This is a genomic window from Variovorax sp. GW823-FHT04B03, from assembly GCF_058796495.1.
The window spans coordinates 747,508-763,286 of record NZ_JBXAIT010000002.1; the positions used below are offsets into that span (position 1 = coordinate 747,508).

Annotated in this window: 5 protein-coding genes; 1 reads left to right on the forward strand and 4 read right to left on the reverse strand. The window is 72.6% G+C overall.

What is annotated here, in order from left to right:
* Positions 1 to 33: 33 nt before the first annotated feature.
* The 4 genes from AC1RAD_RS12250 to AC1RAD_RS12265 form a co-directional block, all read right to left on the reverse strand.
* A complete protein-coding gene (locus tag AC1RAD_RS12250) occupies positions 34 to 12,543 on the reverse strand; it encodes a filamentous hemagglutinin family protein (RefSeq protein ID WP_492735010.1) in 12,510 nt (4,169 codons plus the stop codon).
* 140 nt (positions 12,544 to 12,683) lie between these two features.
* A complete protein-coding gene (locus tag AC1RAD_RS12255) occupies positions 12,684 to 13,694 on the reverse strand; it encodes a FecR family protein (protein ID WP_492735012.1) in 1,011 nt (336 codons plus the stop codon).
* Positions 13,694 to 14,248, reverse strand: a complete 555-nt coding sequence (locus tag AC1RAD_RS12260; RefSeq protein ID WP_070061142.1) for an RNA polymerase sigma factor — start codon at positions 14,246 to 14,248, stop codon at positions 13,694 to 13,696. Before AC1RAD_RS12260 ends, AC1RAD_RS12255 begins: the two co-directional genes overlap by 1 nt.
* A 7-nt stretch (positions 14,249 to 14,255) precedes the next feature.
* Positions 14,256 to 14,924, reverse strand: coding sequence for an STN domain-containing protein (locus AC1RAD_RS12265; RefSeq protein WP_492735014.1), 669 nt, complete (start codon positions 14,922 to 14,924; stop codon positions 14,256 to 14,258).
* Between the two features lie 191 nt (positions 14,925 to 15,115).
* Here AC1RAD_RS12265 and alkB point away from each other — a divergent pair, with 191 nt between their 5' ends.
* Complete coding sequence (alkB, locus tag AC1RAD_RS12270; protein ID WP_492735016.1) at positions 15,116 to 15,772, forward strand: DNA oxidative demethylase AlkB; 657 nt, start codon at positions 15,116 to 15,118, stop codon at positions 15,770 to 15,772.
* Positions 15,773 to 15,779 lie beyond the last annotated feature (7 nt).

Consider the following 15,779-nt stretch of genomic DNA (forward strand, 5'->3'; position numbering starts at 1 on the left):
TGTCACAAAAATTTCATCTGCCGCCCTTCCCTCTCACTGCCCCAGCAGACGCCGCTCCTGCGCCGTGAGCTTCGTCTTCTGCGCATCGCCCAGCGGCCCGCGCCCCAGCACCTGCACCGGGCTGTGCGCGTCGTAGCCCACCGGGCGCGCCGTGGCGCGGCCCGCATCGGCCGGCGCGGCGGCGCCGTCGGCGGCCTCGTTGCCGAAGCCCAGCACGCGCACCGAGAACACCGACGGCAGCGCCTGGCGCGCCGCTGCGCGTTCGCGCTGCATCGCCTCCTGCGCCGCGCCCACGGCCTGCGAGGCCGCCGCGCTGGCGTTGGTGAGCGCGCCCACGTTCACCGAAGCCACCACCGGCAGGCCGGCCGACTCGCCCTTGACCTGGATGTTGGCCGCGTTCACCACCTGCAGGGCCGCGAGGTTCACGTTGCCCGACACGCGGATGCCCGCCTCGCCCGCGTCGATGGTGCCCAGCGGCGCGATGAGGTCCATGTCGCCCGCCGGCACTTCGGCGATGGGCGCCAAGGTGGCCAGGCCGGCGCCCGAGCTGGGCACCTGCGACGACAGCTTCACGTTGCCGATGTTGTCGTACACGCGCTTGGGCGGCGTGTAGACCAGCGTGGTCTTGGAACCGCGACCCGCGTTGATGTCACCCTGCTCCGACCAGGCCAGCACGTCGCCGCCGAAGGTGGTCATCACGCGCGACAGGCCCAGCAACAAGCTGCCTTCGCTGAACAGCTGGATGTGGCCCATGCCCTGCGTGATGACGCCCGCGCTGCCCGGCGGCACCGCGCCCTGCACGCCCACCACGATCTGCCCGCCCGGCGCGAGCATCTGGATGTCGCCGCCGAAGTCGGTGTGCACGCCCGAGGGGCCGTACAGGATGATGTCGCCGGTGCGCACGATCTCCTGGCCCGCCGCGTCGAGGTCCGGGAACAGCGTGGCGATCATGCCGCGCCCGCGCAGGTAGCTGCCGTAGCGCGGGCCGTCCACGTCGTTGTACTCACGCCCGCCTGCACGCAGCTCGGCGAAGTACACGCTGCGCAGGAACACGCGCTGCTGCTCGGGCGCCAGCGCCTTGAAGTACGCGAGCGCGCTGCCCGGGTCCTTCACGTCGGCGCTGGTGGCGACGAAGCCGTAGCGCGCCTTGAGCCATGCGGCCAGCTCGGCGTCGTAGGTCTTCACCACGCGGCCCGGCTGGCTCGCCAGCGACTGGCCGGGGCCCGACTCGGCGCGCTTCGCGGGGTCGAGGTAGCGATCGGCAATGGCCGAGAAGTCCGGCCCGCCCACGCCCATCGCGCCCATGCCGGCCATCATCGCGATGCTCGCGCCGGGGCGCGTGTCGCCCTCGGCCAGCGCACCGCGGCTGACCACGCTGGCGCGGTCGTCCTGCGTGATGTGGCGGCCGGCCGACACCTCCAGCGTGCCGGGGCCCGCCACCTGCAGGTTCGCGTACAGGATGTCGCGCCCGGCCTGCACCAGCGACACGTCGCGCGGGTCGTTGTTCACGATCAGCGCCTCGGTGCCGACGATGTCGCGCCCGGCGCGGATGCGCGCCGGCGCGGCCGAGCGGTACCAGGTCTCGGGCGCGGGTTCGCCGCTGGCCTGCACCTTGCGCGCCGTGCCGCTGGCCAGGCCCAGGATGTCGCCGCGCACGGCGTAGAACAGCGAGGGCGGCGCATCGGCTGCGTGCAGCGCGCGGGCGCCCAGCGTGTCCGGTCCGAAGGCGAACAGAGGGTGGTTGTCGACCACCCCGTAGTTCGGCACGCCGGGCGATCCGACCATCGAGCCCTCCGGGCTGGTGTTGTAGACCACCGGCTGCTGGCGCGAGTTGTAGCCCACGAAGGCGGGCGCCCAGGGCGTGGGCAGCGGCGTGACCGCGCCCGACATCCCCACCGGATAGCCGCCGCCGAACAGCGAGTTGCCCGCCAGGAACTCGAGCGCGCCCGACGGCGACGGCGCGAGCACCAGCGCACGGCCAGGCGCCTGCGTGGCGGGCGTGGCCGAGAAGCCGAAATACAGGCTGCCCGAGGCCGCCGTCGCGCGCAGGATCGACGGGTAGACCGTGACGTTGTCGCTCATGTTGATGCTGCCCAGGTACCGGCCGGCGGCCTCCCGGTTCGCCAGGTCGGTGCCAGGCGTGAGGTTGCCGCCCGCGCTGAACAGGTTGATCGCGGTGCGGTCGGTCCACAGCGTGAACCAGCCCTGGCCGATGCCGTACTCGGTGCCGCCGAACTTGAATGCCGAGCTGTTCGGCACCCGCGCGCGGCCCGCGTCGGCCACGCTGGTGAGCACCAGGTCGCCCGGCGTGTCCAGGTACATCGCCGAATCGCCCGGCACGAGCACGATGCCGGCATTGCCGACGCCGATGGTCGGGGTGAAGGGGTCGATGGGGCGCGTGTCCTTCACATCGCCCTCCTGGCCCGGCAGCGAGAACGCGTACTTGCGGTAGCGCACCTCGACGCCGCCGATGGCGGAGGCCGACACGGTGGCCGCGCCGCGCAGGTTGACCAGGGCGCCGTTGAGGTCCTGGTACTGCGTATTGGTGCCAGAGCTGCCGTACTGCGCCGCGGCCAGGTTGGGGTTGACGACGCCGCCGATGCGCAGCTGCAGGTCGCCGCCGCCGGTGAGCGTCAGTTGCCCGTTCGCGTCGACGCGGCCCGTGCTGCCGACCGCCGCCACGATGGCCTCGCTGCGCTGCCAGACCTGGCCGTTGCCCAGCCGCGTGGTGAGGCCCGCGTCGCCGCCCGCGCGCAGCGTGAGGTTGCCGCCGCCCAGCGTGCCCATGCCGGTGAAGCCCACCAGGAAGGGCTCGGGGCTGCTGTCGGTGCTGACCTGCGCACCGGCCGGCAGTGCGTAGGTGCCGAAGTTGATCCACCACGACGTCGCGATGCGGTCGCTGCCGGCCAGGGCCGTGCCCGAGCCCTGGCGCCACAGCCAGCTGCCCACCGCGGCGCTCGGCGCCTGTCCGCGCTCGCCCCCGAAATGACCCCAGACGTCACCGACGACGTTGCCGCCCACCGTGATGTCGAGGTTGCCGCCCTGCTCGGGGTACCAGGCCTGGTAGGCCGCGAGCGCGGCGCTGTAGTCCGCCGTCTGCGGGCCGATCACCGAGCCGCCGACGGCCTTGCCGCGTGCGAGGTTGAAGGGGTCGAGGCCGTTGGCGTCGAGCAGCGGTGCCGAGCGCGTGCCGGCCGTGTAGACGCCGAACGGCGACTCCATGACGAAGTTGCCGGCCGCCGCCAGGCCCAGGTCGCCGGTGCCGGTGCGCAGCACGCTGAACATCGGCGACAGCGGCGTGTACTTGGTGACGTCCTTGACGGGGTTGATGACCGTCGTGCAGATGCCCGGCCCCCACTCGCAGATCGTGACGTATTCGGGCAGCACCGGCGTGCCCTCGACGAAGCTCGGGTCCCAGTCGTCGCCGTTGGGGCCCCAGAAGTAGGAAAGGCGCGCCGGGTCGACCACGCAGGTGCCCTCACCACCCCAGTCGCAGTAGCCCGCCTCGAAATCCAGCGGGTCCATCGGCGTTCCCTCGTCGTGGCCCCACATGGGCCCGTTCGGACCCCACAGGAAGCCGCTGCCGCCCGGCGTGAGCTTGACGTTGTACATCGCGTGGCTGTCGGCCAGGATGAGCGCGCCGTGCTTGGCCGGGTCGACCGCGCGGCGGTCGGCCGAATCCAGGTCGGCGCCGGCCGTGAGCTGCAGGCTCCAGCTCGTCGCGCCCTGCCCCAGCATCGGCGCCACGGCCCAGTTGCGGCCCTGCACGCCGTCGACTTCGGGCCGCAGGTTGACGGCCGCGTCGTTCGGCAGCTGCACATCGGTCAGCGACGGAATCACCGCGCCGCGCGCCAGCGCGATGGTGCCGTCGGCCTTCATCGCGACCGGCAGGCGCACGCCCTTGGGCCACACCATCGCCTGCACGCTGGCCTCGGCGCGCAGCGCGGTGCCCGCGCCCAGCTTCATGCCGCTGTCCAGCACCACGGCCTCGCCCAGCACCGTGCCGGCCTTCAGGCGCACGCTGCCGTCGGCGTTGTAGACGTTGGCGCGCAGCACCGTGCCGGCGGGCAGCGTGTAGGCCGCGCCCAAGGTCACGGTCACGGGCAGCACCGTGCCGGCCGGCAGTGCCATGGCTTCGGCGGGCACGTCGTAGTTGAGCAGCGCGTCCTTCGGGAACACGGTGCCCTTGTCGAGCACCACGCCGTCGATCGGCACGACGATGTCGCCGCCGTCGGGCGTGAACGGCGTGCCGAACTTCGTGCGCTGCTCGGTGAGGTACCAGCCCTTGTCGTCGGGCGTGGCCGGCGGCGGTGCGAAGCCGTCGTTGATGCTGCCGTACACGTTGAGGTTGCCGCCCGCGCGGATCACCAGCACACCGGGCTCGCCGAAGCCGCGGCGCGCCGGGTCGGTGCGGTTCGCACCGGGGCCGTAGCGGTAGCCCGAGAGGTCGATGTCGCCGACCACGCTGAGGTCGCCCTCGCCGGTGCTGCTGACGATCTCCACGCCGGGGCGCAGGTGGTAGCTGCCCAGGCCCGCCAGGCGCGCCGACAGCGAGGTGTTGCCCAGCGCCTTGTCGATGAAGGCGCTGCTGTGGCCGTCGATCTCGTCGAGGTACTTCTGCGTGACGAGCTGCGGCACGTGGCCCGTGACGTCGGGCGCGCTCGCCAGCGGTGCGTCGCTGTAGGTGCGGAAGGCGTTGACCGCGATGGTCTTCGCGCCCTGGATGGCGGGCGTGCCGCCGACGTTCACCGCCACGTCGTTGTCGCCGCGCCGTGGCGCGTTCAGCGCGAGCGTGCCGCGCAATGCGCCGTCGTTGCCCTGCGCCGCGCTCACGGCCGTGCCGGCACGCAGGTCGATGGCCGCGCCGCCGCCCAACGTCAGCGTGCCGTGCGTGCTCGTGAGGTCGACGATGGCGCGGTTCGGGCTGTCGATGATCTTGCCGTAGCTGTCCACGCGCAGGCCGGTGGCGTGCGCGTCGAGCGTGCCATTCACCGTGAGGTCGCCCTTGGCCGCGAGGCGGATCGCGCCCACCTGGAAGCCGCTGGCGTCGATGCGGCCGTTCACCGTGAGGCTGCCGCCGTCGAGCGTGACCTCGACCACGCGCGCCTTCACTTCGTCGCCGATGGCGAGGTCGCCCTGCTTGATCTGGAAGCGCCGTGCGCCGGTCACGCCGCCTTCGTTCAGGCGCGTGTTCAGGCCCGCGAAGTCGGCCACGGTCTGGCCGCGCAGGCTGATCTCAGCCGCGTCGTAGGGCACGATGGTGCCGCCCGCGTCGTACGTGCCGCTCGCGGTGCCGAGGATGCGCCCGCCCAGGTCGATGCGGCCCGCGCCGGCGCCCAGCGCCGTCACCTGCAGCGTGCCGCCGCGGTTGTGCGTGGCCGACAGGTCGATCACCGAACCCGCCGCCTGCGCGATGTTGCCGGCCGTGCTCGTCACCTCCAGGTCGCCGCCGCGGCTGTAGCGCGTCTGCTCGAAGAACTTCACGGCGCGGCCCGCGAGGTCGATGCGCGACTCGGCGCCCAGCGTCACGTCGCCGCTGGCCGTGAGCTGCAGCTTGCCCGAGGGCAGGCCGACCGTGCCGTCGATGGTGATGTTGCGACCGGTGAGCGCCAGTTGCGCGCCCAGCGCCGCATCGCCGGCCGGCTGCGCGCCTGCCGGTGCGCTGACGACGATGTCGCCGCCCGCCGTGATGCGGTTGTTCGAGCCGGCCTCGCCGGTGAGCAGCGGGGTGCGCAGGTTCAGCTGGCCGCCTGTGTGGTCGTAGCCCTTGCCCGTCACGTACGCGCCCTGCTGGTGGTACACGCCCAGCGTGCCCTTGCCGTTGGCGGTGATGCGCTCGCTCGCGTTCAGGTTGACCGTGCCGAAGCCCAGTGCGAGCCGGTCCGCCGAGTAGCCCGCGTCGGGTTGCGTGTGGGGCGCGTGGCCCAGCACGATGCGCGCGGCCGACACGTCGAGCGTGCCGTGGCCCAGCAGGCTGCCGATGGCGCCGCCCGGTGCGTTCCCACCGGGAAAGATCTCGTCGTTGCCGGGCGGGCGCGGCGTGAGGCCGGTCCAGATGAATTCGCCGGTCGTGATCTTCGCGGTGTCGCCCGCGCCGCCGTAGCCGTAGATGGCGGGCGTGCCCAGCACCAGCCGCTCGATGGACGACACGCCGGTGGCGGGGTCGAGCGTGTCCAGCGACACCGCGCCGTAGATGTTCACCGACTCGCGCGCGTTCAGCACCAGCGTCTCGACCGCGGGCACGCCTTCGCCCTTGTTGCCGGCCAGCAGGTTCGCCAGGATGACCTGGTTCATCGACAGGCCCGACGGCAGCTGGCCGTTGGCCGCCGCCTGCTGCAGCGCCGCGTCGCTGCCCAGGTTGACCGAGGACACGGCCAGCAGCAGGTTCTTCGCGCCGTAGCGCACGTTGTCGGCCATCGTGAACGAGCGGTTGGTGGCCACGGCCAGCGTGCCCTCGCCGTACAGCGTGGTGTGGCCGGTGCAGGCGCCGCTGGGGCACGCGCCGATCTGGACCATGGCGGGTATCCCTCCGGCGACGGGCGGCAGCAGGTTGATCCAGCCGTTCGACAGGCCCAGCACCCCGCCCAGGCCCGCCGAGAACACCACGCCGTCGGTGGAATCGTAGGCCGGCGCACCGGCGCCCAGCGTGTTCAGCGACGCGCCCTGCTCCACCTGGATGCCGTCGCCGTAGCCGCCGGCCACGAGGAAGATTTCCGCGCCGCGCAAGGTCGCGCCGCTGCGCACGACGACATGGCCGGTGTTCGACTTGAAGGTCGCGTAGTTGTCGGCATAGGGCAGATCGATCTGGCCGCCCAGGATCATCCGTGGTGCGCCGAAGGCGTTGAGCTGGTCGGCCTGCAGCGACGCGCCCGTGAACCCGGCCGTGCGCTGCGCGCCCGGCGCCGTCACCTCGATGGCGATGCCCTTCGCCGACAGCGTGCCGCCGAAGCCCGCGCTGCCGGCCGCCGGGTTGAACAGCGCCTGGCCGTCGAACTGCAGCATCGACACGCCGTCCTTCGGCTTGGAATAGAAGTAGTCCAGCAGCAGGTTGCGGGCGTCGGCCGCGATCTCGCCGCGCACGCCGCCGCGGCGTGCCGCGTCGGCCACCACGAAGGCGTCGTAGCCCATCTCGTTGTAGCTGGCGTGCTGCTTCACCAGCGCCGCCGGCGTGACGACCAGCTGGCTGGCCAGCGACGACTTCACCGCCGTGTTCGCCACGCCCAGATAGCCGCTCGCCACGTACGAGCCGTAGCCCGCCGGCAGCGGCGTCGCGGGCAGCGCGCTTTGCGCCCCCACTTCCACGCGGAAGGCACCGGGCAGCAGCGCGTAGGTCGAAGGCAGCAACGTGTAGGTGCCGGCCTTGAGCCCGCCCACGTCGTGATCGAGCGTGACCTGCCGGCCGATGGCCGGCTCGCCCGCGCCGGCATCGGGCGACACCGGCGCGTAGCCGCCCTGGAAGCCCGGCACGATGGCGTACACGCCGTTGCCCGCCTTGCTGAAGGTGTTGGCCGGGTTGGCATTGGCCAGCGGCGTGCGCAGCACGTCCACCGAACCGCCACGCCCGCTCACGAAGCCCGCGCCCGTGAGCTCGCCGCCGCCCGACAGGTCGAGCAGCGCGCCCTGGTGCCCGACCACGCTGTCGCCCGTGAGCAGGATGCCGCTGCTGCCGATGGCGCGCTTGTCGATGGGCGCGCCCGCGACGCTGTAGCCGATGCCGTCGGTCGTGCCGCCGTAGGGCATGAGCAGCCCTGCGCCGCTGACCGAGGTGATGCTGCCCGGCAGCAGGTCGACCACGGTGGCGCGCGCCTCGAAGGTGCTGCGCCCGTCCTGCCCCACGATGAGGTTGCCCAGCGGCGCGCGCACGATGCCGCCCTGGCGCACCGTGCCGCCGCCGAGCGCGAGCGTGCCGAACGCCGACTGAGGCATGGCCACGTCGCCTTCGACCTGGCGGCGGATGTCCAGCACGCGGCCCTCGTCGTAGCCCGCGCGGATCTGCGCGTTGGCGCCGGTGGCGGGATAGATCTGCGCGGCGGTGAGCGTGAGGTCGCCCAGCGTCGCCAGCTCGGTCGTGGTCGCGCCGAGCAGGCCGAGCGTGGGCGTGCCGCCCAGCAGGCGCAGGTCGCCGCGGCTGGTCATGCTCACGGTGTCGAAGCCGCGGCGGTCCACCACCTGCGCGGGGCCGGTCTTCATGGCGATCTCGCCGTGCGCGCCGAAGCCCACGCGGTCGCGGATGTCGATCAGGTCGGCCTCGGCCGAGAAGGTGGCCTCGCTCGCGCGGGTCGATGCACCGTGGCGCCAGGTGGTCGTGTAGATCACCTCGTTGTCCTGCTTGGGCGCACCGGTCACGCCGGCCAGCCGCAGGTAGGACGAGGCAAGCCGCACGTTCGAATCGGTCGCCGCGCTGTCGGCCAGCGCGAAGCTGCCGGCGTACACGCGCAGGCTCTGCGCGGTCGTGAGGTCGACATGGCCGTCGAAGCTCAGCAGGCCGTTGACCAGCAGCGAGAGGTTGCCGAAGCCTCCGTCCCGCACCTGGTCCGCGCTCAGGCGCCCCTTGCCGTAGGCCAGCGCCGCATCGGCATGGCCCGGCTTGAGGGTGGCCGGCAATCCGCTGGGCTGCTGCACCTGCGAGATCACCAGCTCGCGCGCCTGCCGCACGGCGTCGTCGACGGTGTAGATCTTCGAGAACACCGGCGCCTCGAGCGCCACCGCGAGCGTGCCGCCCGCCGCATTCGCACCGCCCGCGTGGGCGCGCAGCGTGCCGTCCAGGTACAGGCTGTGCGCCGACTTGAGCACGATGCTGCCGCCGTCGCTGGCCACGTCGAGCTCGCGCCACAGGCTGCCGGCCGCCGGCACGTCGATGCGCGCATGGCTGCCCGAGGCATCGAGCAGCGCGCCGGGGCGGATCACGATCGCGAGGTCGGGTGCGTTGGCCGCGCCCTTGGCTTCCCAGTCGAGCGCGCCGCCGATGGAGATGGTGCCGCCGTTGCGCACCGTGCCGTAGCGGCGGCCGTCGTCGTCGATGCCGGTCTGCGCGCGCGCCGCCACGTCGAGCACCGCGCCCTCGCCGATCCACACCGAGCGGTTGTGCGGCTGCAGCGACGTGCTCAGCGGCGAGTTGAAAGCCGGCGCCTCGATGTCGATGGCGATGCGCCCGCCCCAGGCGTTGAGCCGGCCATCGACCACGAAGCTGCTCAGGCCGCCGCCGAGCAGCTGGATCGAGCGTCCCGGATCGACCGTCACCACCGCCCCCGCGCCGATGGCGAGGTTGCCGCCTTCGGTGATGCGGCGCTGCGAACGCAGCACGAGGTCGGCGCCCTGGCGCTGCACGGCCTGGCGGTTCACGGTGTCCTGCTGCAGCAGCGGCGGCGTCCACAGTTGCAATGCGATGCCGCCTTCATGATCGGCACCGGCCCCGGGCGCGATGCGGTAGACCGGCATGACCACCTCGAGCTGCGCGCCCGGCGCGACCGTGAGGCCCGCGTGGCCGTTGAAGTCGTAGGTGGAAAAGCCCGACTGCAGGCGCGACGCGTCGAGCACGAGCTGCGTCGCGTCCGACAGCGCCGGGTCGGGACCGATGAGCAGCGCGTGGCCCGTTTCGATCTTCAGCGTGCCGCCGCCGTTCACGCCATGGCCGCGGATCTCGCCGCCGAGCGACAGGCGCCCCTTCGCATCGGTGGGCGACGCGGCCGAGTCGGCCACCAGCGTCACGTTGCCGCCCTTGCCGCCCTTCTGCTTGCCCTTGGCCAGCAGCGCCGCGCCCGACGACACGTCGATCAGGCTGCCCTGCCCGATCGTCACGCCGTGCGTCGATTCGAGGCGCACCGTGCCGCCGTCGATGACCGCGAGCGTGGCCGAGTCTTCAGGCGCCGTGCCGATGTCGACGCGGCGTCCGCGCAGGTCGAGCGTGACGCCGTCGCGCACGGTGAGCGACGAATCGGCGTCCTTCGCCAGCACGCGCGGCTGGGCGCCCGCCACCGGCGACGTGAAGACATTGCCGGCTTCCAGCGCGCCGCCGCGCACCGTGACGTCGGCGCCGATGTCGATGAACGCGCCGAGCAGGGCCATGCGCCCGCCGTCGGCCAGCGTGAGCGCCTTCTCGACCGTCACGCTGCCGCGCGTGCCGATGTCCAGCACCGACAGGCGCTGCGCATTCAGATGCGCCGCGTCGAGCCACAGCGTGCCGATGCGCTCGTCGGCCAGTGCGTCGGCCGCGGCCATCTGCTGCGTGACCGGTGCCACGTCGCCGAAGCGCACATCGGTGTCGAACAGGTCGATGCGGCCCAGTGCGCCGTAGCGCCCCACCGCCAGCACGCCGCCGCGCGCCACCGCCGTCTGCGACTGGCGGTAGCCGTCGTCCAGTGCGGCGTCGCGGGCGCGCGTCTGCTGCGCGCCGTTGAACACCTCGGCCACGATGTCGCCTTCGAGCACCGCCGTGGGCGCACTCACCACCAGCCGGCCGGCGTCGCGCCCGACGGTGTAGCCGTTCTCCAGCTTGCGCTGCGGCCCGATCAGCGGGTTGTAGAAATAGTCGGTGTTCGCCTTGCCCCAGCGCACGTGCTCGGCCTCGAAGCCCTTGTAGACGCCGTCGTACAGCAGGTCCGACGGCGCGCTGTTCAGGTTGTACAGCCGACCGTCGCTGCCCTTGAGCCAGGTCAGGTAGATCTTGCCGGTCTGCACGTTGAGCGAACCGCCCGACAGGTTGACCTTCGAGCCCGCCTGCGTGACCACCTCGCTGCCGCCCAGCACCACCGTGCCGCCCTGCGCGGCCCATTCGCCGATGCCGTGGCCCTGGTTGCCCAGGTAGCCGCCGACCTCCAGCAGGCCGCCCGCCGCGTACCAGCGCTCGCCCTCGTAGCCGCCCACGCCGGGCGCCACGCGCACCAGCTTGCGCCGGTCGATCCACACGTCGTTGTTGAACAGCTTGCCGCTCTCGCGGTTGCGCGGGGCGTCGCGCATCTCGTTGCCCTGCACGTTGACCTTGACGTTGTTCGATTCCATCGTCACGTTCACGCCCACCGCGCCCGACACATCGAGGCGCGCCTTGTCGGCCACGAAGCTGCGGCGCGCGGCGCTGGCCGCGATCTGCCCGCCGGTGGCCAGCGTGAGCGACTCGCCCTCGAAGCGGATGTCGCCGCCCGAGACGATCTCGATGCGCGACTGGTCGCGGCGGTCCGACAGCCGCGAGAGGTTGTCGAAGAGCGCGGGCGGCACGAGCGCGCGCGCGGCGTCCTGCGCGGCCGATTCCTTGAGGAGCGCGTCGCGCTGGCTGTCGAGTGCGCTGGCCTTGCCGTCGTCCTCGATCAGCACGGCCGTGACCGCGCCCTTGCCGACAGCGACATTGCCGCGCGTGTCGGCGGCCGAGTTCAGCAGGTGCACCGTGCCGCGCACGGCGACGGTGGAGGTGGCCAGCGCCACGCCGTCCTGGCGCACGTCGCGGCCGGCCAGCGTGATGTCGCCTTCGCGCGCCACAATCAGGCCGGTGTTGCGCACCGTGCCCGCCGTGCTGTCGGCCGCGAACTGCGGCGCGATCTCGTTGCCGCGCGTGGTCGAGAAGGCGTTGGCCTCGGTGCCCATGCCCTTGCGGATTACGAAGCTGTCGCCCGCCGCGAGCTGCGCCTGGCCCTTGCGCGCGGCGATCTCGCCGGCGTTGGCCACTTCCTTGCCCAGCAGCAGCACATAGCCGCCGCCCTGCGTGACGGAGCCGGGCTCCTTGGTGGTCAGCCGTGCGCCGGCCTGCACCTCGACCTTGCCCTGGTCGTCCTTGGCCGTGGTGAAGCTCGGCGTGGTGTCGTTCGAATAGATGCCACGCGCCTTGAACTGGTCGTCGCCGATGTGGGCGGCGGCCGCCACCAGGTTGCGCGTGTCGGTCTGGCTGGTGCCGCTGAACACGATGCCGTTGCGGTTGGCGATGAGCACCGTGCCGTCGGCCTTGATCTGCCCCTGGATCTGCGAAGGCCGCGCCTTCGGGTCGTTCACGCGGTTGAGCACGGCCCAGTCGGCCTGCTGCTTGAAATCGACCGTGGTGTTGCGCCCGACGTTGAAGGTCTCCCAGTTCAGGATGGCCTTGTCGCCGGTCTGCTCCACGGTGACGACGGTGCGGCCGTCGATCTGCTTCTGCGAATCGCGGTTCAGCGCGCGGGCGTTGAGCCAGCCGGCGCTGAGCGAGTTCGTGTCGACCTTCAGGCCGCCCTCGGCCAGGCCGTCGGGCACCGAGGGCTCGTTCAGCGCGGCGGCGCGTGCGGCGGCCTGTGCGGCCTGCTGCGCGGCGATCGCCTGCGCTGCGAGGCCCAGGTTGCCGAGCGACTGGCGCAGCTGCTCGTTGGCCTTCTGCTGCTGCGCCAGCGGGTTCGTCAGCATCGAGGCCGGCGTGCCGTTGGGCAGGTAGCCCGTGACCACGGCGGTGCCCTGCGCCACGTTCTTCTGCGCCATCCACGCGGCGCTGAAGGCGCGCTGCGCCTGTGCATTGCCCGCCAGGCCCGCCATGGCCAGCGCGAGGGCGGCGGCGTGCGCGACCGGCGCGCGGCGGAATGTCTTGTTGCTCATGTCATACCCCAGAGAAAAACCGTTCTGGAGAAGAGACCGGGCTCACCGGATGCGACCGACACGCGCGCTGCAAAAGTTCGGGAGAATTTGCGAACGCGGACGCGGCACTGTTTTTTTCACAGCCGCGTCACACAGCGCGGCTATCCGAGCAGCACGATGCCGGCGGGCAGGCTCGTGAGCTTCGCGCCGTAGCTCACGGCGATCAGCGTCTCGACATGCGGCAGTTCGTCCAGCCGCAGCCGCGCCTGCACCTTGCGGCGGCCGAGTTCGGCGCGCGTGACGATGAGGCGGCCCGGCCGGTAGCGGTTGATCTCGTCGACCACGGCCGCCAGCGGCGTGTCGTCGAACACCAGCACGCGCTCGCGCCAGGCGGCCACCGCCGCGAGGTCGGGCGCGCGCGCCACCTCGGCCTCGCGCCAGCCGCCGTAGCGGATCTGCTGCGCCTCGCCCGCCACCAGCACGCGCTCGCCGTCGCGCAGCTCGACCGAGCCCGCGAAGCAGGTCACGCACACCTCGCCGCCGGTGGCGCGCACATTGAAGCGGCTGGCCGACGCGGCCACGAGGCGCGCGCCGCCCACCGTCATGGTGAAGGGCGCGCGGCGCGCCGCGTCGAGCTGCACCTGCGCCTCGCCGCCGAGCATGTCGAGCACGGGCGGCTCGCCCTCGGCGCCGCGCGCGAGGTTGAGGCTGGTCTGCGTGTTCATCTCGACCACCGCCGCCGCATCGGCCAGCACCACGCGGCGCTGCTCGCCGGTGCCGGTGCGGTAGTCGGCCGTCATGTCGGACAGCGCGGGCCACAGGCCGGCCGGCGGGCGCACCACCACGAAGGCGGCGGCACCGGCCGCGAGCGCGGCGCCGAGGAACTGGCGGCGGCCGAACATCGGCGGGCGCGACACGGCGATGGCCGCGTGCGGCGGTGTGTCCATCGCGGGCATGCGCCGTGCCACCGCTTCGGCGGCGGGCCGGGTCAAATCCCACAGCCGCGTCGCTTCGGCCATCGCCTGCGCATGCTGCGGACTGCGGGCGCACCAGCGGCGGAAATCCTGCGCGTCGCCGGTGGTGGCGCGGCCGGAGGTCAGGCGCACGAGCCAGTCGTGCGCCTGCGTTTCCAGCGCGGCGCGTTCGCGGTCGATTGGAGTGGGGGCGGCCATCATGTCTTCTCAGACTGTTTTCCCGCGCCGGGACCGAACCGCTGGATCACATCGCGGCCCAAACGGCCGGCGCAATGCACCAGCGCAGCCTTCACTTCGCGCTCGACGATGCGCACCGACACGCCGTAGCGCCGCGCCAGGTCGGCATGCGGCGTCTCGTCCACGCGCGAGGCAATGAAGATGTCGCGGCGGCGGCGCGGCAGCTCCTCGAGCGCGCGCTCCAGCGCCTGCACCTCGCTGCGCGCCTCCGAGACACGGGCCGGGTCGTGGCTGTCGTCCGAAAAATGCAGCAGCTCCTCGACCTCCACGAAGTCGAGCAGCCGCCCGTGGGAGATGCGCCGGTCTTCCGCCACGTTCGACGCGATGCGCAGCAGGTAGGCCATGGGGCTTTGCACCGGGCCGGGGTCGCTCATGCGCTGCACGCGCAGCCAGGTCTCGTGCAGCACGTCGTCGGCCTGCTCTTCCGAGCCCAGGCGGCGGCGCAGGCGGTTGCGGAAGTCGATGTAGCGGCTGGTCAGCAGGCTGCGCAGAAAGCCGGGGGTGTCCTGTTCCACGGCGTGCTCAGGGAGAAACCGCTGTGTCGCAGACGTCGGGACGGTCGCCGGTGCGCGGCAGCAGCAGCACCGTGAGCGGCTGGTCGGCCTCGCCTTCGGGCGGGCGCTCGAGCACCAGCGTGTTCATCGCGGCTTCGAGCGCGGCGTCGCGCTGCGCCAGGCCGGAGGAACTGAGCAGCCGCGTGCGCCGCACATGGCCGCCGGGCCCGACCCACAGCTGCACGAGCGCGCGGTAGGTGCCCGGGCGCGCATGCGGCCAGCGGCACAGCGTGCGCTCCAGCGCCTGCTGCACCACGCGGGCATCGCGCGGGGACATGGCGGGGGCGGCGGGCGCGGCCGGTGCCGTCGCGGCCACGGGCGGCGGTGCCTCGGCTTCGACCAGCGTGAAGGTGCGCGCGTCGGTGTGGCGCGCGGCCAGCCGCGTGCCGGCGAGCAGGCGCTGCAGCGCCTCGCGCGGGGTGAACAGGCCGTGCAACGCGGCGGATTCGAGGCCGGCGGTGAGCTGCCCGTCGAAGAACACGGACTGCCCCGTCGCCTGCGCGTAGACCTGCACGGCGGTGGCCAGCGGCTGGGCCGGCAGGTCGAAGGCGATGCGCCCCGCCGCATCGGGCGAAGGCGCGGGTTCGCCGGCATGCGACACAGCCGCGAGGGACAGAATTCCGAGGATCAGGGTCAAGACACACACCCACCGTGACCGAGCAACGCGAGACATGCCGGGTCCTGTGACGAAGGAGGAATCGCAGGCGCCGGGCCGGTGCCGCGTACTGCTTTGGTGCTCGGAATGCTAGTGACGCTTTGTGACAGCTTGAATGCATCGCAGCCACCGCCACGGTCCGAAGCGCCCCTGCCGCTGGCGACAATGCCCCCATGACGTTCGACCTCTTCGACGCCCCGCCGCGCGCCGCGCGCGAGCCGATCGGCCCGGCCGCCTTCGTGCTGCCGGGCTTTGCGCTGCCGCGCGCCGAGGCGCTGCTCGATGCCATCGACGGCGTGGCGGCGCACGCGCCGTTCCGCCACCTGGTCACGCCGGGCGGCTTCACCATGTCGGTCGCGCTCACCAACTGCGGCGCGCTCGGCTGGACCAGCGACCGGCGCGGCTACCGCTACAGCGCGGTCGACCCCGACAGCGGCGTGCCCTGGCCCGCGATGCCCGAGGCCTTTGCGCAGCTCGCGCGCGACGCGGCGGCGCTGGCCGGTTTCGACGGCTTTGCGCCCGACGCCTGCCTGGTCAACCGCTACCAGCCGGGCAGCCGGCTCTCGCTGCACCAGGACCGCGACGAGCGCGACCACGGCGCGCCGATCGTGTCGGTGTCGCTGGGCATGCCGGCGGTGTTCCAGTTCGGCGGGCTCGCGCGCGCCGACAAGACCACCCGCATTCCGCTGGTGCACGGCGACGTGGTGGTGTGGGGCGGCGTGGACCGGCTGCGCTTTCATGGCGTGCTGCCGCTCAAGGACGCACCGCATCCGCTGCAGGCACGGCTCGGCGCGCAGCGCATCAACCTCACCTTCCGCAAGGCGGGGTGAAGCGCGC